Origin of the sequence: Bradyrhizobium sp. WSM471, assembly GCF_000244915.1 — a bacterium.
GTDB lineage: Bacteria > Pseudomonadota > Alphaproteobacteria > Rhizobiales > Xanthobacteraceae > Bradyrhizobium.
In genome coordinates this window covers 3387392-3406083 of record NZ_CM001442.1, presented here as the reverse complement: position 1 = coordinate 3406083, position 18692 = coordinate 3387392, and the positions used below count along the sequence as shown (strand labels likewise).

Sequence of the window (18692 nt, the reverse complement as noted above, 5' to 3'; positions counted from 1 at the left end):
TTTCAACCTCCGGCCATTCCACGCATCGCGGCGCGGCTGCCGCGATCGACCTCGCGCAGCAATCTGTAGACCTCGCGCTTGCGGGCGTGGAAGGCGGCGATGTCGGGCGTGGTCGGCTCGCTCTTCCGTCCCAGCGCCGACATCTTTGCCATGGTCTCCCCGATCGAGGCGTAGGCGCCACCGGCGATCGCGCCGAGCATGGCAGCGCCGAGCAGCACCGGCTCCCCGGTCTGCGGCAGCGCCACGGTGAGGCCGGTTGTATCGGCCATGATCTGCCGCACCAGCGGACTGCGGCTTGCGCCGCCGCCCATGATCATGATGCTGGAGTGGACGCCATGCGCGGCAAAGGCCTCGATCACCTCGGCAAGCCCATAGGCGAGACCGCAGAGGCCAGCGACGAAGAGCCGCTCCATCGAGGCGATGTCGGTGTCGAGATCGAGGCCTGCGATTACCGCGCGCGTTTCAGGGTCGGCATAGGGCGAGCGGTTACCGATGAACTCGGGAAGCACATGGACATCGCGGGCCAGCAGCGCGGCGCGGCTGGCGCCGCCGGCGCGCGCGATGATGCGGCGTTCGAGGAACTCGATGAGGTCGAGACCCTCGTGGCGCGCGGCCGCGCTCGCCTCGGCGTGGCCGGGATGCGATTTGAGAAGATGGTCGATCGCGGCGCCCGCAGCCGACTGCCCGCCCTCGTTAAGCCAGAAATTCGGCACCATGCCGGAGTAATAAGGACCCCACACGCCCGGCACGAAGCACGGTTCTTTCGTCGTCGCCATGATGCAGGCCGACGTTCCCATGATGTAGGCGAGACGGTCGCCAACGTCGCTCATCCCGCCCGATCCGTCGCGGCCGCCGATTGCGCCAATGCCGCCGGCATGGGCATCGATCAGGGACGCTCCGACCGGTGTGCCCGGTGACAAGCCAAGATCGGCAGCTGCCGTACCGGTTAGACCGGCGCCGAGCCGCGTGCCGGGCGCGACGATCTCGGTGCCAATGCGGGCGTATTTCTCGTTGACGAAGTCCGACAGGCCGATCCGCTTGAAGAATGGCGCGCTCCAGCCGCCGCCGTCATGGGCGAGATAGTTCCATTTGCAGGTGACGGTGCAGGTCGAGCGTTGCAGCGAACCGGTGGCGCGCCAGGTCAAGTAGTCTGCCAGATCGAAAAAGTGCCCTGCAGCGTCGAAGCTCGCGCGCATATGCCGCTTCAGCCACAGCAGTTTCGGCATTTCCATCTCTGGCGAGATCGAGCCGCCGACATAGCGCAGCACGGCGTCACCGGTCTCGTTGATCAGCCGCGCCTCGGCCGTGGCGCGGTGATCCATCCAGACGATGACGTTGCGCTGCCGGTCGCCGGAGGTGCTGATAGTGAGCGGCTCGCCTTGCCGGTCGAGCACCACGAGGGAGCAGGTAGCGTCGAAACCGATACCGCCGACGCTGCCGGGCGCGATCGCAGCTTCCGCCATCGCGGCCCGTACCGACGCCGTGCAAGCGTCCCAGATATCCTGGGACGACTGCTCGACGATGTCACCCGCCTCGTGCCATATCCTGATCGGATGCCGTGCGATCGCCAGCAAGGTGCCCGCCTCGTCGAACACCCCTGCCCGCGCGCTCGTGGTCCCTACATCGACGCCGATATACGCTCGCGGCATTGTCGCCCCCGGAAGCTCTCGTCAGTTTTGACGCAAGCCTACCAGCAAGTGTAGCCGCCATCCACCAGCACGATGCTGCCGGTCATCAGGCTCGCGGCCTCGGACGAGAGGAACAGCACCACCGAGGCGATCTCCTCGACCTGCCCCATCCGCGCCATCGGGGTTCCACCGATCCAGGCGTCGTACATTCTCGGATTGCTCTTCACGAAGGCGTTGAGCGGCGTCTCGATGTAGGTCGGCGCCACCGCGTTGACGCGAATGCCGCGCGCGCCCCATTCGGCGGCCAGCGATTTCGTCAGATGGTGCACGCCGGCCTTGGACGCATTGTAGAAGGACTGCTCCTGCGGCTTGTTGACGATGAAGCCGGACATCGATCCGACATTGACGATGGCGCCGCTCTTCGCCTTGAGCATGTGCTTGCCGAACTCACGACAGCACCAGAAGGTGCCGTTGAGATTGACGTCGATCACATTGAGCCAGTGCTCGTCGGTCACGGTCTCGGCGGGTGTCTCGCTGCGGGCGATGCCGGCGTTGTTGACGAGGATGTCGACCTTGCCATGGCGGGCAACGAGGTCGTTGGCCACTTCCGCCACGCGCTTGGTATCGGTGACGTCCATGATCGCCGTCTCGATGTCGTAGCCCTTCGCTTTCAGGCTGGCTTTCGCATCATCGGCGACCTTGCTGTCACGATCGCCGATGACCACCCTGGCGCCGGCTTCAGCCAGCGCTTCCGCGCAGGCGAGCCCGATGCCCTGCCCGCCGCCGGTGATGAACGCCGTCTTCCCGTTCAGCTTGAATTTTTCCAGGTACATGTTGTTCTTTCCGATTCTTGTCTTTTTTGCCGGTTCTTGTCAGAGCCTGACCGCGTTGCCGCTTGCGTCGAAGCGATGGATGCGCGGGGGCTCCGGCACCAGCGATACATGGTCGCCGGCGTGCAGGCTCAATTCACCGATGTAGCGCGCCGTCAGCATGCCGAGCGGACCGGCATCGACATAGAGGAAGGTGTCGCTGCCGAGATGCTCGGCCACCGCGATCGTTCCCTGCCAGCCGCCGGCACCGTCGCGCTCGATCTTGAGATGCTCCGGCCGCACCCCGATCGTTGCCGCGCCCTTCTGCAGGGCGTGCTCGCCGGTGACGAAGTTCATCTTGGGCGAGCCGATGAAGCCGGCGACGAAAAGGTTGGCCGGCTTCTCGTAGAGCTCCAGCGGCGAGCCGTATTGCTCGATCTTGCCGCCGTTAAGCACCACGATCTTGTCGGCCATGGTCATGGCCTCGACCTGGTCGTGGGTGACGTAGACCGCGGTGGTGCCGAGCTGCTTCTGGAGCCGCGTCACCTCGATGCGCATCTGCACACGCAACGCCGCGTCGAGATTGGAGAGTGGCTCGTCGAACAAAAACGCCTTGGGCTCGCGGACGATGGCACGCCCGATCGCGACGCGCTGGCGCTGGCCGCCGGAGAGCTCGCGCGGCTTGCGGTCGAGATAGGGCGTGAGGTTCAGCGTCGCGGCGGCGGCCTCGACCTTGCGGTTGATCTCGTCCTTGGCCAGCCCCGCCATCTTCAGGCCGAAGCCGATGTTGCCGCGCACGCTCATATGCGGATAGAGCGCATAGGACTGGAATACCATCGAGAGCCCGCGCTTGGCGGGCGGGGTGTCGACCACGTTCTTGCCGTCGATCAGGATCTTGCCGCCGGAGACGTCCTCGAGCCCCGCGATCAGCCGCAAGAGCGTGGTCTTGCCGCAGCCCGATGGCCCCACGAACACCACGAACGACCCGTCGGCAATCTCCAGGTCCGCGCCCTTGATGATGTGCACGGGGCCGAAGGATTTCTGCACGTCCTGAAGTGTGATCTGACCCATGATCCGGCAGCCCTTCCTACTTTACCGCGCCAAAGGTGAGCCCGCGCACGAGCTGCTTCTGGCTGAACCAACCGAGGACGAGAATGGGCGCAATCGCCAGCGTCGACGCCGCCGACAGCTTTGCCCAGAACAGCCCTTCCGGGCTCGAATAGGACGCGATGAACGTGGTGAGCGGCGCAGCGTTCGAGGTCGACAGATTGAGCGTCCAGAACGCCTCGTTCCAGGCAAGGATCAGGTTCAGCAGCATGGTCGATGCAAGCCCCGGGATCGCCATCGGCGTCAGGACATAGACCAGCTCGCGGCCGATGGTGGCGCCGTCCATGCGCGCGGCTTCCAGGATGTCGCGCGGGATCTCCTTGAAATAGGTGAAGAGCATCCAGATCACGATCGGCAAGTTTCCGAGGCACAGGATGAAAACCAGGCCGATGCGGGAATCGAGCAGGCCGAAGGACTTGTAGATCAGGTAGATCGGCACCAACACGCCGACCGGTGGCATCATCTTGGTCGAGAGCATCCAGAGCAGGATGTCCTTGGTGCGCTTGGTCGGCGAGAACGCCATCGACCAGGCCGCAGGGATCGCGATCAATAGCGCAATGAGCGTCGAACCGCCGGCGATGATGATCGAGTTCATCGCGTGGAGGAAATAGTCGCTGCGCTCCTGAACCGTTGCGTAGTTCTCGGTGGTCCAGTGGAAGAACAGGAAGGACGGCGGAATCGCGAAGGCCTCAAGTTCGGTCTTGAAGCTCGCCAATACCATCCAGAGGATCGGAAAGAAGATCAGGAAGCCGAAGAACCACGCCCCGATCGTCGAGACCACCACCCGCTGCCTCGTCGCCATCCGCGCCATGTCTCATGCCTCCAGGTTGCGGCCGACGATGCGGACCAGGAAGAAGGCTACGACGTTGGCGATCACGACAGCGACGAGGCCGCCCGCCGAGGCGGTGCCGACATCGTACTGGATCAGTGCCTGCGAATAGATCAGGAAAGCGATGTTGGTGGTCGACAGTCCTGGGCCGCCACCCGTGGTGACGTAAATTTCGGCAAAGACGGTGAGCAGGAAGATCGTCTCGATCAGGATCACCACCGTGATGGGACGCGCGAGGTGCGGGAGCGTAATGTAGATGAAGGTCGAGACCGCGCTGGCGCCGTCCATTTCGGCGGCTTCCTTCTGCTCCTCGTCGAGCGACTGCATCGCAGTGAGCAAAATCAGCGTGGCGAACGGCAGCCATTGCCAGGACACGATCAGGATCACCGCGAGCAGCGGCGCGTCGGTAAACCAGTCGATCGGCGTCAAGCCGAACAGCGACGCGATCCAGGCAAACAGCCCGGACACCGGATGCATCAACAGGTTCTTCCAGACCAGTGCGCTCACCGTCGGCATGACGAAGAACGGCGCGATCACCATCAGCCGCACGATGTTCAGGCCGATCACGGGCTGGTCGAGCAACAGCGCCAGCGGAATTCCGAGCAGGACTGTCAGCGCCAGCACCGAGCCGACCAGCACCAGCGTATTCTGGAGGGAGGCGAGAAACGCGGGATCGGTGAGGAAGTAGCGGAAATTTTCCAGCCCGACGAATGATTCCGAGCCGGGATCCAGCAGGCTGTAGTGAAGCGTCGAGAAATAGAGCGTCAGCGCGAGCGGGACGATCATCCAGATGAACAGCAGCCCGACCGCCGGCGTCAGGAGCGTCCGTGCGAGAAGCTGCGTCTGCCGGGTTGCCATTCTTGGCTTCTCCGCTTGCGGGAAGACGGCGGCCATCCATCCTTAGCGGTGGATGGCCGCAGGTCTGAGCTCAGGAGGGAGAGTTCGATCTCACTTGATGTAACCGGCGCGCTTCATCTCGCGCTCGGTCGAAGATTGCGCCGCGGTGAGCGCGGCATCGACCGTCATCGATCCCGCAAGCGCGGCCGAGAACTGCTGGCCCACCTGCGTGCCGATGCCCTGGAATTCGGGGATCGCCGCATATTGCACGCCGACGTAAGGCACCGGCTTCACCGTCGGCTTGTTCGGATCGGCGGCATCGATCGAGGCCAGCGTCAGCTTCGCGAACGGGGCGACCTTCAGATATTCGGGGTTCTGGTACAGAGAGGTTCGGGTGCCCGGCGGCACGTTGGCCCAACCCTCCTTTGCGGCGACGGTCTTGGTGTAGTCCTTGCTCGTTGCCCAGGCGATGAACTTCTCGGCGGCTTCCGCCTTCTTCGAACCCGCGGGGATCGCGAGATTCCAGGCCCACAGCCAGTTGGCGTTCTTGCCAAGGCCCGTGTTGGGCGCGAGCGCGAAGCCGACCTTGTCGGCGACCTTGGAGTCCTTCGGATTGGTGACGAAGGACGCCGCGACCGTGGCATCGATCCACATTGCGCACTTGCCGGCATTGAACAGCGCGAGGTTCTCGTTGAAGCCGTTCGAGCTCGCACCGGGAGGGCCGGCCTGCTTCATCAGGTCGACATAGGTCGTGAGAGTCGCCTTCCATTCCGGCGTGTTGAACTGCGGCTGCCACTTCTCATCGAACCAGCGTGCGCCGTAGGAATTGGCCATGGCGGAGAGGAACGCCATGTTCTCGCCCCAGCCGGCCTTGCCGCGCAGGCAGATGCCGTAGACGCCGGCGCTCTTGTCGGTGAGCTTCTTGGCGGCGTCGATGACAAAATCCCAGGTCGGCTTTTCCGGCATCTTGAGGCCGGCCTTGTCGAACAGGTCGGTGCGGTACATCACCATCGAGCTCTCGCCGTAGAACGGCGCGGCGTAGAGCTTGCCGTCGACCGAGACCGCATCCTTGATCTTGGGCAGGAGGTCGGCGACGTCGTAGTCGGCGCCGAGATTGGCCAGCGGCACCAGCCAGCCCTTCTTGGCCCAGATCGGCACCTCGTAGGTGCCGATCGTGAGGACGTCGAACTGGCCGCCCTTGGTGGCGATGTCGGTGGTGACGCGCTGGCGCAGCACGTTCTCTTCCAGCGTCACCCATTTGACGCTGATATCGGGGTTCTTCTTGGTGAATTCGGCCGTCAGCCCCTGCATCCGGATCATGTCGCCGTTGTTCACGGTGGCGATCGTCAGGGTCGTTTCAGCCATCGCGGGGACGGCCAGCAACAGGCAAGACGCGCCGCAGACGGCGCCGAGGACGTGTTTCACGGTGACCTCCCTAGAATCGCGCTTTTGAGCATATGCCCACGCGTTGGGCGTATGTTCGACTGAGGGCGGGCCGTTGTCAAGCAGGCGCAAAGCTGTTCGCGCAACTTATGAGTGCTGCGGTGCGGGAGATGGCTGAGCTCTCGTCTCACACACTGTCTTGCTCCGCGAAAGCGGGGCATCCAGTACGCCGTGTCGTCTATTGGTTTGCCCCAAGAGGAGTCGCGGCGTACTGGATCGTCGCCTGCGCGGACGATGACAGTGTGGTGTGGGGAAAGACCGCCTGCCTCCCTGGCACGAAGAGCGAACCGCCTCAGCGCTCCAGAATCGCCCTTGCCGTCGCCTCGTCCGTGATCAGGCCGTTGATCAACCGTCCATTCAACGCCGCAGCAATCGCCGGCACCTTGGCCGCGCCGACGGCGGCGCCGATCGTCGTGGTCTTCGCGGGCACTTCCGGCGGGATGCTGGTCAGGCGCCTGTTGGTGCCGGCCTTCAGCAGGCGGCCCTTGGAATCATAGGCCCAGCCGGTGATCTCGCCGATCGCCCCTTGCCGCATCATCTCGAACAATTCGTCGCGGGTGACGAAGCCGTCGACATGGACCTGCGCCTTCTGGTCCATCTGACCGATGCCGACGAGGCGCAAATCCGCCTTGGCTGCGACGGCCTTCACCTTCGCGATCGGCTCGATCCGGACCATTTTGTTGCGCTCATCCTCGGATGACATCAGGAACGGCAGCGGCATCGGATAGTGCCGCGCGCCGGTGCGGTCGGCAAGCCGGCCGACGGTGTCGTAGAAGCTCGCCGAACCGTCGGCGGAGATATTGCCGACCAGCGAGACGATCTGGTGGTTGGGCCGGTCAATCGGCGTGACGCGCTCGACCGCGGCGCGCACGGCGCGTCCCGTGCCGAGCGCAACGATGACGGGGGTTTCCGAACGCAGCGTGGAATCGAGCAGATTGGCGCAGCGTTCGGCGATGCCCGCCGTGGCCTGCGGCGCGGCGGAATCCGCCGGCACCACCTCGCAATGGGCGAGGTCGAAACGTTCCTTCAACCGCGCCGCCAGCTCCATACACGCGGCGATGGGATGTTCGAGCCGGAAGGTGATGAGCCGCTCGGCGAGACACAGCGACACCAGCCGCTGCGCCGACGCGCGCGACACTTGGAGCATCTTCGCGATCTCGTCCTGGGTGTGACCGGCAATGAAATAGAGCCAGCCGGCACGCGCGGCGTCATCGAGCCTGGACTTTTCGTTCTCGGCGGCCATGGCAGGCGTCAGGCGTCCTTCCAGAAATCGATCATGCGCGCGAAGACCCGGTCGGCCCCCGCACCCGACAGTATAGCCTGCCCGTCGCGTCCGCGATAATGGCTGCCGCCGGCAAATCCCCAGACCATCATGCCGGCCGCCTTGCCCGCCTGCACGCCACTCGCACTGTCCTCGATCACCAGCGTGCGCGCAGGTTGCGTGCCCATCTGCTCGGCCGCGTACAGAAAGAGATCGGGCGCCGGCTTGCCATGCCTGACCATCTGCGCGGTGTAAATCCGGCCGCCGAAATGCGCCCGCAGGCCGGTAACGTCAAGGGAGAGCGCGACACGGTCGATGTCGCTGGACGAGGCCACGCAGAATGGTGACCGCAATTCCGATATCACGGTGGCAATATCCGCGATCGGCTGAAGTGATCCGGCGAACGTGCTCAACACATGCGACTTCAAGCGCGGCAGAAAGCCGTCCGGCACGACCTGCCCGAGATCACGATAATGCTGCTCGACCGCTTTCGTGCTGCGTCCGAGAAAGAGCTCGAGCGCCTGGTCCGGGCTCAGTGCGATGCCGCATTCGGCCAGCACGTCGGACAGACACCGACAGCTCAACAGCTCACTGTCGACCAGCACGCCGTCGCAGTCGAAGATGATCAGATCGGGTTTCGGCCGGCCCTGGTCCATCCGGCCATTCGATCATATACCCATAGCATGGGCAATAGCTCACCCCGAGATCGGAACGCCGCACCCTTTCCTGAATTCCTGAATCAGTGCGCCACCTGCCGGTAAATCGCCGGCAGCGCCGCGGGCAGTCGGCGGATGTTGCCGACGATGGCGTAGCCGCCACGCCCGAACAGCGTCGGGAAATAGGATTGCGCGGTTGCGTCCACCGTGACGCCGAAGGCGGCGATGCCGAGCCGGCGCGCCTCCTGCACCGATTTGCGGGTGTCCTCGACCGCGAAGCGGCCTTCGTAATGATCGACATCGTTCGGCTTGCCGTCGGTGAGGACGAGCAGCAGCTTCTTGCGCTGCGGCTGACGCGCGAGCTCGGCCGAGGCGTGGCGCACCGCCGCGCCGATCCTCGTGTAATAGCCGGGCTTCAGCGCGCCGATACGACGCTCCACTGTCCCGCTCATCGGCTCGCCGAAGGCCTTGACGGTCTCGAGCCTCACCCAGGACCGCCGGCGCGAGGTGAAGGCCAGGATGCTGTGGTGATCGCCGCAGGCCGACAGGCCGTGCGCGAGCACGAGTAGCGCCTCCTTCTCGACGTCGAGCACGCGATGGCCGTCGACCCAGGCGTCCGTCGAGAGCGAGACGTCGACAAGCAGCGTGACGGCGAGATCGTGCCCTTGCGGGCGCATCGCGACATGGATGCGATCGAGACCGCCGCCGCTGCCGGCGCGAAGATCGCAGCGGGCGCGCACGAGCGCGTCGAGGTCGAGGTCGTGTCCGTCAGCCTGGGCGCGCATCAATTCGCGGCGCGGCCGCAAGATCTCGAAGCGCTGCCGCACCTGACGGATATGCCGGCGCATGGTCTCGTCGGGCAACCAGGTCTCGCCGGTCTCGGACGCGGCGCCCGCGAGCACGCGACAGTGATCGGACAGGTAGGAGCTGCTGCGGTAGTCCCATTCGGGATAGGTGAGGTCAGCCTTCAGCGGCGAGGCATCGAGGGCTTCCGGCGGCAGGTCGAGATCGAATTTGAGCCGGCTCGCCGGCTTGCCGCTGCGGCGGCTCAGCGTCATCTCCTCGAGATCGTCGGCGGCCTTCTGCGCGTCCTCATCCTCGCTGTCGTCAGCCGGACGGTCGACATTGACCATCTCGGCCATTGCGAGAATCTTTTCGAAGCGGTTGAGCACGAAGGGATCGCGGCGATTGGGGTTGTCCTCGCGCTCGCGCACGGCAAAGCGCTTGCGATTATCCTGGGCCACGGCATTCGCGCCCGGTGCGCACGCATCGCCGCCCGCATGCGCGGGCGAGAGCTCGCGCGTCCAGCAATCGCCCCAGAGCGGACACGGCAGCACCGAGCGATAGCCCGGCGGTGCCTTGTCCGGCAGCGGACCTGTCCCCATCATCGCCGGCCACAGCCGGCTTGCGGACGCCTTTCCGGCCCCGAGCAAGGCGAGAGCGATCTGCTCGATCTCCTGCTCGAGACGCGGCAACGGACGTCGCGGCCGGGCTTCGGCGGTTGCGGCGGCGAGCCGCGCGTAATCGGACGCGAGCCCGGGAAACTGCGTGAGCACGAAGACCGCCGTCTCGCTCGCCCGGCGCAAGACCAGGAGGTCCCGCCGCAGCGGATCATCCTCCGTGATCGTCTCGATCGGCGCGACCGCGAACCACGCCGCGAGCCAGCGGTAGAGGCATGCGTTGAGGTCGCGGTCGGCAAATATCGCGATGCGATCGGCAAGGAAGATGGTCGCGGCGTCGCGGCCCGGCTGTTCGAGACGTTCGTCTCCAAGGCCGATGCGTTGCCGCCAGCCGAGCCGATGGCCCGCCCTGTGTGCGCCCGCGCTCGCGATCTGAACGCCCGTCTCGCCGCCAAGTGCACGGAACATCACCGCGAGCCGGCCTCTGATGTCCGCAAGTGCCACCGCGTGATCATCGTGAGCCGGATAGCTCGCGGTGCCGCCGACCATCCGATGCCAGGCGCGGCCGACCGTCTCCTCAAGTTCGAGGAAGTCGAGCATGGAACCTGCCTCACCCGATCACGGCGCGCGCGACATCCAGCAGCGCCGCCTTGACGTCGGAATCGTCGGTCAGCGGCTCAATCATGCCGGCGAGCACGGCATCGGCGATCGAGACACCCGCCGCGATCAAGGTCGCGCAATACACCACGAGCCGGGTCGAGACGCCCTCCTCCAGATCATGCCCCTTCAACGCCCGCAGGCGTCCGGCAAGCGCGACCAGCGGCCGTACGCGATCCGGTGGCAGCCCGCTCTCGGCCGACGCCACCGCAATCTCCTGCTCGGCCGGCAGGAAGCCGAACTCGATGGCGACGAAGCGCTGCCGCGTCGATGGCTTCAACGCCTTGAGCAGGGTCTGGTAACCGGGATTGTAGGAGACGACGAGCATGAAGCTCGCGGGAGCGCCGAGCTCCTCGCCGGTTCGCTCCAGCGGCAGGATACGGCGGTCGTCGGTGAGCGGATGCAGCACGACAGTGACGTCCTTGCGGGCTTCCACCACCTCGTCGAGATAGCAGATGCCGCCCTCGCGGACCGCGCGCGTTAATGGACCGTCGGTCCACACGGTGTCGCCGCCCCTCAGCAGATAGCGGCCGGTGAGATCGGCGGCGGTGAGATCGTCGTGGCAGGCGACGGTGTGGAGCGGCAAGCCCAGCCGCGCCGCCATATGCGCGACGAAACGCGTCTTGCCGCAACCGGTCGGCCCCTTCAGCAGGACCGGAAGCCGGTGCCGCCAGGCGTGCTCGAACAGGGCACACTCGTTGCCGCTTGCGACGTAGGCCGGTAGCGCGGGTGCGGGCGCGGCCAAGGCGTGAAGGGCTGCTTTCATGATCTCTCTCCGTAGATGTCTGAAGCGGCGGCCGCGACGAAACGCGGCCGCCGTCACGCTTACTCGGCCGGCTGCAGCGCGGCGGGAATGGTCGCCAGCTTTTCGCGGCCGGGCACCAGCACCGCCCAGACGAACATCAGCGCGGAGATCGCGACGAACCCACCGGAGCCGAGCCGCACCCAGTAGAAAAAGGCGAGCTGGTCCTGCACGTCCATGTAGCCCTGGCCGAGCACGCGCTGGAGATGGACCTGGACCACGCCGGCAAAGGTCAGCGCGAACGTCATCGTCATCATGGCCGTGCACATGATCCAGAAGCTCGTCATGCTGAGCCACTGGTTATAGGGTGCGCGTCCCTTGATCTGCGGGATGGCGTAAGCCATCACGGCAAGATTGAGCATCACATAGGCGCCGAAGAAGGCGAGATGGCCATGCGCGGCGGTGACCTGGGTGCCGTGGGTGTAGTAGTTCACCGAGGACAGCGTGTGCAGGAAACCCCAGACGCCGGCCCCCAGGAACGCCATCACCGAACAGCCGACCGACCACAGCAGCGCGGCGCGGTTCGGATGCTTGCGGCCGGCCTTCCAGGTCATCTGCACCGTGAAGACCACCATCGTGAAGAACGGCGCGACCTCGAGCGTCGAGAACAGCGAGCCGATCCACTGCCAGTAGCCGGGCGCGCCGATCCAGTAGAAATGGTGGCCGGTGCCGAGAATCCCGGAGAACAGCGCGAGGCCGATAATGACGTAGAGCCACTTCTCGACCACCTCGCGATCGATGCCATTGAGCTTGATCATGAGATAGGCGAGCACGGAGGCCATGATCAGCTCCCAGACGCCCTCGACCCAGAGATGGACGACGTACCACCAGTACATCTTGTCGACGGCGAGGTTCGCCGGATTGTAGAAGGCGAACAGGAAGAAGATCGCAACGCCCCACAGGCCGAACAGCAGGATGTTGGTGACCGTGGTCTTGCGTCCCTTGAGTGCAGTCATGGTCACGTTGAACAGGAACATCAGGCAGACGACGACGATGCCGACCTTGATGATGAAGGGCTGCTCGAGGAACTCGCGGCCTTCATGGTAGTGGAAGAGATAGCCGACCACCGCCACGCCCGCTGCGCCGAAGAACATCCAGAACTGGATCTTTGCGAGCAGCGGGCTGTACAGCTCGGTCTCGGTTTCTTCAGGCAGCAGGTAGTAGGTCGCGCCCATGAAGCCGAGCAACGACCACACGATCAGCGCGTTGGTGTGGATCATCCTGACGATATTGAACGGCAGCAGCACCGACAGCGTGTTGGGCAGGACGTAGATGGTCCCGGCGAGGAGGCCGAACAGGACCTGGGCCAGGAAGAGGGTCAGCGCGCCGTAGAAATACAGCATCGCGACTTTCTGCGTTTGATATTTCATCTCGGATTCTCTCTGTTCTGAAAGAGGAAAGCGGCGGGCTCAGCCGGCCTTGTTCGGCGGCCAATCCTGGCGCTTGATCGTGCTCACCCATTGCAGGAAATCGGCGAGATCGTTGAGCTCCTGATCGGTGAGGTTGAACTGCGGCATCTGTCGCCGGCCCTCCGCGCCCGAAGGCTGCGACTGCATCCAGGCCTTCAACGTCTCTCGCGCGCCGGCCGGATCCTCCTTGCCGCCCCATCGATCCCAGACGTTGCCAACTTCGGGCGCGAAATAGGCGCCTTCGCCGAGCAACGTGTGGCAGTTGATGCAGGAGTTCTTTTCCCAGACATGCTTGCCGCGGGCGACCGACGACGTCAGCGTCGCCGCGTCCGTCGATGTCGTGGCCATGTAGTAGTGGCTGTGCGCCGTCAGCCCGATGAAGATGGCGAAGAAAAAGGCCGAGCCGCCGTAGAAGACGTTTCGAGCGGCCGACTTGGTCAGGCGTTCAGCCATTGCCAATCCTTTCAAGTGAGTCCTGTCGCGTAAATCGGTGATGCGATTTATTGCCGATCGGCCCGGCCCGTTCTTTGTCAGGGCGCAAGGAGTGGGTCAGATCAGGGCGACGACGGCGGATGTGAGCCAGGCAAACAGCACCACCATGAGTATCCAGGCGCTGACGAGGCCGCGCCAGAGCGCAGGCGCGGCGCGAAGATCGAGGAAATCGAGCGCTATCCGGCGGCCCTTGACGGCGGCCAAGGCCAGCAGCAGGGCGTTGCCGAGCAGCGGCCGCGGCACCAGAGGTGGCACCAGGATGGTCGCGAGCGCGAGGCCGATCAGCGCGAGCCAGGTGATGTCCGAGCGATCCGGCATCGTCACCGCACCAGATAAAGAATCGGGAACATCACGATCCAGACCAGATCGACCATGTGCCAGAAGGCCGTTCCCGTCTCGACGCCGAACGCCTCGGCGCGGCGGCAGACGAATGCGAGGATGATGATGCCGAGGCAGACGTGCAGGAGATGGAAGCCGGTCAGGAGGAAATAGAGTGTGAAGAACGGACTGGTTTCAAGTCCGATGCCGCGCCCGATCTCTTCCGCATATTCGGCGAGCTTGACCGCCACGAACAGGCCACCAAGCCCCATGGCTGTGAGGAGCCAGCATCGTGTCGCCCGCCTCTCGCTGGCCCGCGCGGCCTTCGTAGCCCGGGCTGCGGCCCAACCGCTCGTCACCAGCACGACAGTGTTCAATCCGGCGAGACCCGGATCAAGCGCCGCCTGCCCCGCCGCAAACACGGCCGGGTGGATCGCGCGGGCGACTGTGAAGGTACCGAGAAACAGACCGAAGGCGGCGAACTCGCTGAAGATCAGAACCCAGATCATGGGATCGCCGGGAAGATCGTCCAGGATTCCCCAGCCCGTTCCCTGTGGTTCGCAATCGGCTGCCGACATCTGCTCTTCCGGATCAGGACACCGGCCAGCTTTAGCTCAGCCGTGCCGATCCAAGTTTGTTGCCGGACAAACTTGGGGGAATGCCGATCAATTTGTTTGCGCCGTCGCAACGTCCGGCCGGCCGGGTCGCGGTACCAAACGCCCCAGGGTTCCGTGGAGCTGCGAGCGATAACGTGAGCGATGCACAAATCGGGCTGATGACCGCAACGCCCATCATCATCGTCTTCGCCATCGCGCTCCAGCGAATGGGCGTGCTGTCGACCGTGGCAACCGTATCGGCAGTGAGCGTTTCCGTCGCGATCGCGGCGGTGCTGTTCACGACGCAGTAGAGCCGTCGATCTTGGATCGTAGCCCGGATCGAGCGCAGCGCAATCCGGGCTACGTAGCTACGAAGAGATAGTCTCTATCTCCGCTGATTATACACGTCGATGCACACCGCCCCGAGCAGGACCAGGCCCTTGATGACCTGCTGATAGTCGATGCCGATGCCGAGGATGGACATGCCGTTATTCATCACACCCATGATCATGGCACCGACCACGGCACCGCCGACGCGGCCGACACCGCCATAGGCCGAGGCGCCGCCGATGAAGCAGGCGGCGATGACGTCGAGCTCGAAGCCGAGACCCGCCTTCGGCGTTGCCGTGTTGAGGCGCGCGGCGAAGACGAGGCCGGCGAGCGCAGCGAGCACGCCCATGTTGACGAAGGTAAGGAAGGTCAACCGTTCCGTCTTGATGCCCGAAAGGCTTGCCGCTTTCGCATTGCCGCCGACCGCATAGACCTGCCGACCGATGACGGTGCGCCGGGTGACGAAGCCGTAGAGCGCGATCAGCGCGGTCATGATGACCAGCACGTTCGGCAGACCGCGATGCGAGGCGATCAGATAGGTGAAATAGAGCACGGCGCAGGCCAGGAGAATGCTCTTGCCGAGGAAGAACGCGTAAGGCTCGACCTCGATGCCGTGCAGCTGCTCGCGCGAGCGCCCCTTGGCGCTGGCGTAGACGAGGCCGAGCGCGAGCACCGCACCGACCAGCATCGACGTCGGATGCAACGTGCCGGCCTCGGGCAGCATCTCCGGAATGAAGCCCGACGACAATTTCTGGAAGGTCGCCGGGAACGGTCCGAGCGACTGGCCCTGCAATACCGCAAGCGCGAGCCCCTTGAACACCAGCATGCCGGCGAGCGTGACGATGAAGGACGGTATCTTGAAATAGGCCACCCAATAGCCCTGCGCGGCGCCGATCGCCGCGCCCAGCAGCAGGCAGGCGATGAAGGCGAGCGTGTAGTCGACCTTGTAGGTCACCATGAGCACGGCGGCCACCGCGCCGACGAAGCCCGCGACCGAGCCGACCGAGAGATCGATATGGCCGGTGACGATCACCAGCAGCATGCCCAGCGCCATGATGACGATGTAGCTGTTCTGGAGCACCAGATTGGTCAGGTTGAGCGGCTGCAGCAGCGTGCCGCCCGTCATGACCTGGAAGAACAGCATGATCGCGATCAGCGACATCAGCATGCCGTAATTGCGCAGATTGTTCTTGATGAAGCTGCCGTGCCGGCCCTCCTCGGGCAGCGAAACCGTCTTGTCGGTCATGGCTGCGATCCTCCCATCTCCGCACCCGCAAGGGCGCTGCTTCCATAATTTCTGTCGTTGCGCATGATGGCGCGCATGATCTTTTCCTGCGTTGCGTCTGCGCTCTTGAACTCGCCGACGAAGGCGCCGTCGTTCATGACGCAGATGCGGTCGCAGATGCCGAGTAGCTCGGGCATCTCCGAGGAGATCACCACCACGCCGCGGCCGGCTTCCGCAAGCTCGTTGATGATACAGTAGATCTCGTATTTGGCACCGACGTCGATGCCCCGGGTCGGCTCGTCCAGGATCAAGACCTTGGGGTCGGTCATCAGCCATTTCGACAGCACGACCTTTTGCTGGTTGCCGCCGGAGAGCTGGCTGGTCTCCTGGTAGACGTCGGAGCAGCGGATGCGCATCCGGTTGCGGTAGTCGCTGGCGACCTTCAGCTCGGCGATGTCGTCGATGACGCGGTTCGGCGCGACCTGGTCGAGGCTCGCGAGCGTGATGTTCTTGCGGACGTCGTCGGCGAGGATCAGTCCGAGCTGCTTGCGGTCCTCGGTGACATAGGCAAGGCCGGCGTCGATCGCGGCCGCAACGTTCGGCAGCACGATCTCATGGCCTTCAAGCCGGATGCGACCGCTGATCGTGGTGCCCCAGGACCGGCCGAACAGGCTCATCGCGAATTCGGTGCGGCCGGCGCCCATCAATCCGGCAATGCCGACGACCTCGCCGCGTTTCACGCTGAAATCGACGTTCTTGATCACCTGCCGCTCGGGATGGATGGGATGGTAGACCGACCAGTTCTCGACCGTGAGAACGGGCTCGCCGATCTTCACGCTGCGCTCGGGAAAGCGATGGGCCAGATCGCGGTTGACCATGCTGCGGATGATGCGGTCCTCCTGAATCGGCTCGGCGCGGCAGTCGATGCCGTCAACGGTGCGGCCGTCGCGCAGCACGGTGATGTGGTCGGCGACCTTGGCGACCTCGTTCAGCTTGTGCGAGATCAGGATGGAGCCGATGCCCTGCGCGCGGAACGCCATGAGACGTTCGAGCAGCGCGGCGCTGTCGGCCTCGTTGAGGCTTGCGGTCGGCTCGTCCAGGATCAGCATCCGCACTCGCTTGGACAGCGCCTTGGCGATCTCGACCAGCTGCTGCTTGCCGACACCGAGATCGGTGATCAGCGTATCCGGGGATTCCTTCAGGCCGACCTGCGCGAGCAGGTCGCGCGTGCGCCGATATACCTGGTCGCGGTCGATGACGCCAAGCTTGGACGGCGGGTGCGACAGAAAAATGTTTTCGGCGATCGACATCAGCGGGATCAGCGCCAGCTCCTGATGGATGATGATGATCCCGAGCGCCTCGGAATCGTTGATGTCGCGGAAGCGGCGCTCCTCGCCATCAAAGATGATGGTGCCCTCGTAGCTGCCGGCCGGGTAGACGCCACTGAGCACCTTCATCAGCGTGGACTTGCCGGCACCGTTCTCGCCGACGAGGGCGTGGATCTGCCCGGCTTCAACCGAGAAATTGACATCGCGCAGCGCCTGCACGCCGGAAAAGCTCTTGCTGACGTTGCGCATCTCCAGCATTGCGGTCATGATTTCACGTCCCTCAATCAGTGTTAGCTCACCTCTCCCGGCTTGCGGGGAGAGGTCGGATCGCATCGTTAGATGCGATCCGGGTGAGGGGGAGTCTCCGCGAGACACACTGCTACCTTCCTCGCGGAGACTCCCCCTCACCCTAGCCCTCTCCCCGCAAGCGGGGAGAGGGAAAAGAAAAGAAGCCTTACTGGAACTGCGCCTTCTTGTAGTAGCCGCTCTCGACCAGGACCTTCTCCCAATTGTCCTTGTAGACCACGACCGGCTTGAGCAGATAGGACGGCACGGTCTTGGCGCCGTTCTCGTAGGTCTTGGTGTCGTTGACGGTGACCTGCTTGCCGGCAAGCGCAGCGTCGACCATGTCGGCGGTCACCTTGGCGAGGTCGCGGGTGTCCTTGAAGATGGTCGAATACTGGTCGCCGCGCAGCATCGCCTTGATCGAGGGCACCTCGGCATCCTGGCCCGAGATGATAGGCATCGGCTGGCCGGCGCTGCCATAACCGACGCCCTTCAGCGAGGAGATGATGCCGATCGACAGGCCGTCATACGGCGACAGCACGGCGTTGACCTTCTTGTTGCCGTAGTAGGCGCTGAGCAGATTGTCCATGCGGGCCTGCGCGGTGGCGCCGTCCCAGCGCAAGGTCGCAACCTTGTCCATACCCATCTGACCGGAGGCGACGACGAGCTTGCCGCTGTCGATGTACGGCTTCAGCACGCTCATCGCGCCGTTGTAGAAGAAGTAGGCGTTGTTGTCGTCGGGCGAGCCGCCGAACAGCTCGATGTTGAACGGACCCTTGCCCTCCTTTAGGCCAAGCCCTTTCTCGATTGATTGCGCCTGGAGCACGCCGACCTGGAAGTTGTCGAAGGTCGCGTAATAGTCGACGTTCGGCGTGCCGCGGATCAGGCGGTCATAGGCGATCACGGTGATGCCTTTTGCTTTCGCCTGCTTGAGCACGTCGGAGAGCGTGGTGCCGTCGATCGCGGCAATCACCAGCGCTTTCGCGCCCTTGGTCACCATGTTCTCGACTTGCGAGAGCTGGTTCGGAATGTCGTCCTCAGCATATTGCAGGTCGGTGTTGTAGCCGCGCTCCTTCAGCACCTTGACCATGTTGTTGCCATCGTCGATCCAGCGCGCCGACGATTTGGTCGGCATGGCGATGCCGACTGTTGCTTTGTCCTGGGCCGAGGCGGTGACGCCCGCGGCCATCGTCGCAGCGCCGGCCAGCGCCAGCACGAGGAATGTCGTCTTCAGTTTCAACATGTTTCACTCCCTTGGATGTCAGACTGTTTTTTCGTGT

Annotated in this window: 18 protein-coding genes; 1 reads left to right on the top strand and 17 read right to left on the bottom strand. The window is 64.3% G+C overall.

Annotated features, from left to right (window positions below):
* Positions 1-2 precede the first annotated feature (2 nt).
* The 14 genes from BRA471DRAFT_RS14820 to BRA471DRAFT_RS14755 form a co-directional block, all read right to left on the bottom strand.
* On the bottom strand, positions 3-1649 hold the full coding sequence (locus BRA471DRAFT_RS14820; protein ID WP_007608464.1) for an FGGY-family carbohydrate kinase: 1647 nt from the start codon (positions 1647-1649) through the stop codon (positions 3-5).
* A 38-nt stretch (positions 1650-1687) separates the two neighbouring features.
* Positions 1688-2461: an SDR family NAD(P)-dependent oxidoreductase gene (locus tag BRA471DRAFT_RS14815; RefSeq protein ID WP_007608463.1), complete on the bottom strand. Its 774-nt coding sequence runs from the start codon at positions 2459-2461 to the stop codon at positions 1688-1690.
* Between the two features lie 39 nt (positions 2462-2500).
* On the bottom strand, positions 2501-3508 hold the full coding sequence (locus tag BRA471DRAFT_RS14810; protein ID WP_007608462.1) for an ABC transporter ATP-binding protein: 1008 nt from the start codon (positions 3506-3508) through the stop codon (positions 2501-2503).
* A 16-nt stretch (positions 3509-3524) separates the two neighbouring features.
* A complete protein-coding gene (locus BRA471DRAFT_RS14805; protein WP_007608460.1) occupies positions 3525-4355 on the bottom strand; it encodes a carbohydrate ABC transporter permease in 831 nt (276 codons plus the stop codon).
* Between the two features lie 3 nt (positions 4356-4358).
* Positions 4359-5231: a carbohydrate ABC transporter permease gene (locus BRA471DRAFT_RS14800; protein WP_007608459.1), complete on the bottom strand. Its 873-nt coding sequence runs from the start codon at positions 5229-5231 to the stop codon at positions 4359-4361.
* A 90-nt stretch (positions 5232-5321) separates the two neighbouring features.
* Entirely contained in the window at positions 5322-6635 is a 1314-nt protein-coding gene (locus tag BRA471DRAFT_RS14795; protein ID WP_007608458.1) for a sugar ABC transporter substrate-binding protein, read from the bottom strand.
* Positions 6636-6945: 310 nt separating this feature from the next.
* Positions 6946-7896 (bottom strand): sugar-binding transcriptional regulator, encoded by a 951-nt coding sequence (locus BRA471DRAFT_RS14790; protein ID WP_007608456.1) that lies wholly within the window; start codon positions 7894-7896, stop codon positions 6946-6948.
* 8 nt (positions 7897-7904) lie between these two features.
* A complete protein-coding gene (locus BRA471DRAFT_RS14785) occupies positions 7905-8570 on the bottom strand; it encodes an HAD family hydrolase (protein ID WP_007608454.1) in 666 nt (221 codons plus the stop codon).
* Between the two features lie 83 nt (positions 8571-8653).
* Positions 8654-10570, bottom strand: coding sequence for a nitric oxide reductase activation protein NorD (locus BRA471DRAFT_RS14780; protein ID WP_007608453.1), 1917 nt, complete (start codon positions 10568-10570; stop codon positions 8654-8656).
* A 10-nt stretch (positions 10571-10580) separates the two neighbouring features.
* Positions 10581-11393, bottom strand: coding sequence for a CbbQ/NirQ/NorQ/GpvN family protein (locus tag BRA471DRAFT_RS14775; RefSeq protein ID WP_007608450.1), 813 nt, complete (start codon positions 11391-11393; stop codon positions 10581-10583).
* Between the two features lie 59 nt (positions 11394-11452).
* Complete coding sequence (locus BRA471DRAFT_RS14770; protein ID WP_007608449.1) at positions 11453-12799, bottom strand: cbb3-type cytochrome c oxidase subunit I; 1347 nt, start codon at positions 12797-12799, stop codon at positions 11453-11455.
* Between the two features lie 39 nt (positions 12800-12838).
* Complete coding sequence (locus BRA471DRAFT_RS14765) at positions 12839-13291, bottom strand: cytochrome c (RefSeq protein ID WP_007608447.1); 453 nt, start codon at positions 13289-13291, stop codon at positions 12839-12841.
* Positions 13292-13387: 96 nt separating this feature from the next.
* Positions 13388-13648 (bottom strand): cytochrome C oxidase subunit IV family protein, encoded by a 261-nt coding sequence (locus BRA471DRAFT_RS14760; RefSeq protein ID WP_007608446.1) that lies wholly within the window; start codon positions 13646-13648, stop codon positions 13388-13390.
* Between the two features lie 2 nt (positions 13649-13650).
* Positions 13651-14226 carry a cytochrome c oxidase subunit 3 family protein gene (locus BRA471DRAFT_RS14755; protein WP_007608444.1) on the bottom strand — a complete coding sequence of 192 codons (576 nt, stop codon included), beginning with the start codon at positions 14224-14226 and terminating at the stop codon, positions 13651-13653.
* Positions 14227-14399: 173 nt separating this feature from the next.
* Between BRA471DRAFT_RS14755 and BRA471DRAFT_RS38860 the strand changes: the two genes are divergently transcribed.
* The gene (locus BRA471DRAFT_RS38860; protein WP_007608443.1) at positions 14400-14555 is read left to right on the top strand and encodes a hypothetical protein; all 156 of its coding nucleotides are present in this window, start codon (positions 14400-14402) and stop codon (positions 14553-14555) included.
* A gap of 74 nt (positions 14556-14629) precedes the next feature.
* On the opposite strand, the gene mmsB is transcribed toward BRA471DRAFT_RS38860, so the two are convergent.
* From mmsB to chvE, 3 genes are all read right to left on the bottom strand, one after another.
* Complete coding sequence (gene mmsB, locus BRA471DRAFT_RS14745; protein ID WP_007608442.1) at positions 14630-15820, bottom strand: multiple monosaccharide ABC transporter permease; 1191 nt, start codon at positions 15818-15820, stop codon at positions 14630-14632.
* Positions 15817-17394: a multiple monosaccharide ABC transporter ATP-binding protein gene (gene mmsA, locus BRA471DRAFT_RS14740; RefSeq protein WP_007608441.1), complete on the bottom strand. Its 1578-nt coding sequence runs from the start codon at positions 17392-17394 to the stop codon at positions 15817-15819. The genes mmsB and mmsA overlap by 4 nt, the downstream gene beginning before the upstream one ends.
* 187 nt (positions 17395-17581) lie before the next feature.
* Positions 17582-18655 (bottom strand): multiple monosaccharide ABC transporter substrate-binding protein, encoded by a 1074-nt coding sequence (gene chvE / locus BRA471DRAFT_RS14735; protein WP_007608440.1) that lies wholly within the window; start codon positions 18653-18655, stop codon positions 17582-17584.
* Between the last annotated feature and the right edge of the window lie 37 nt (positions 18656-18692).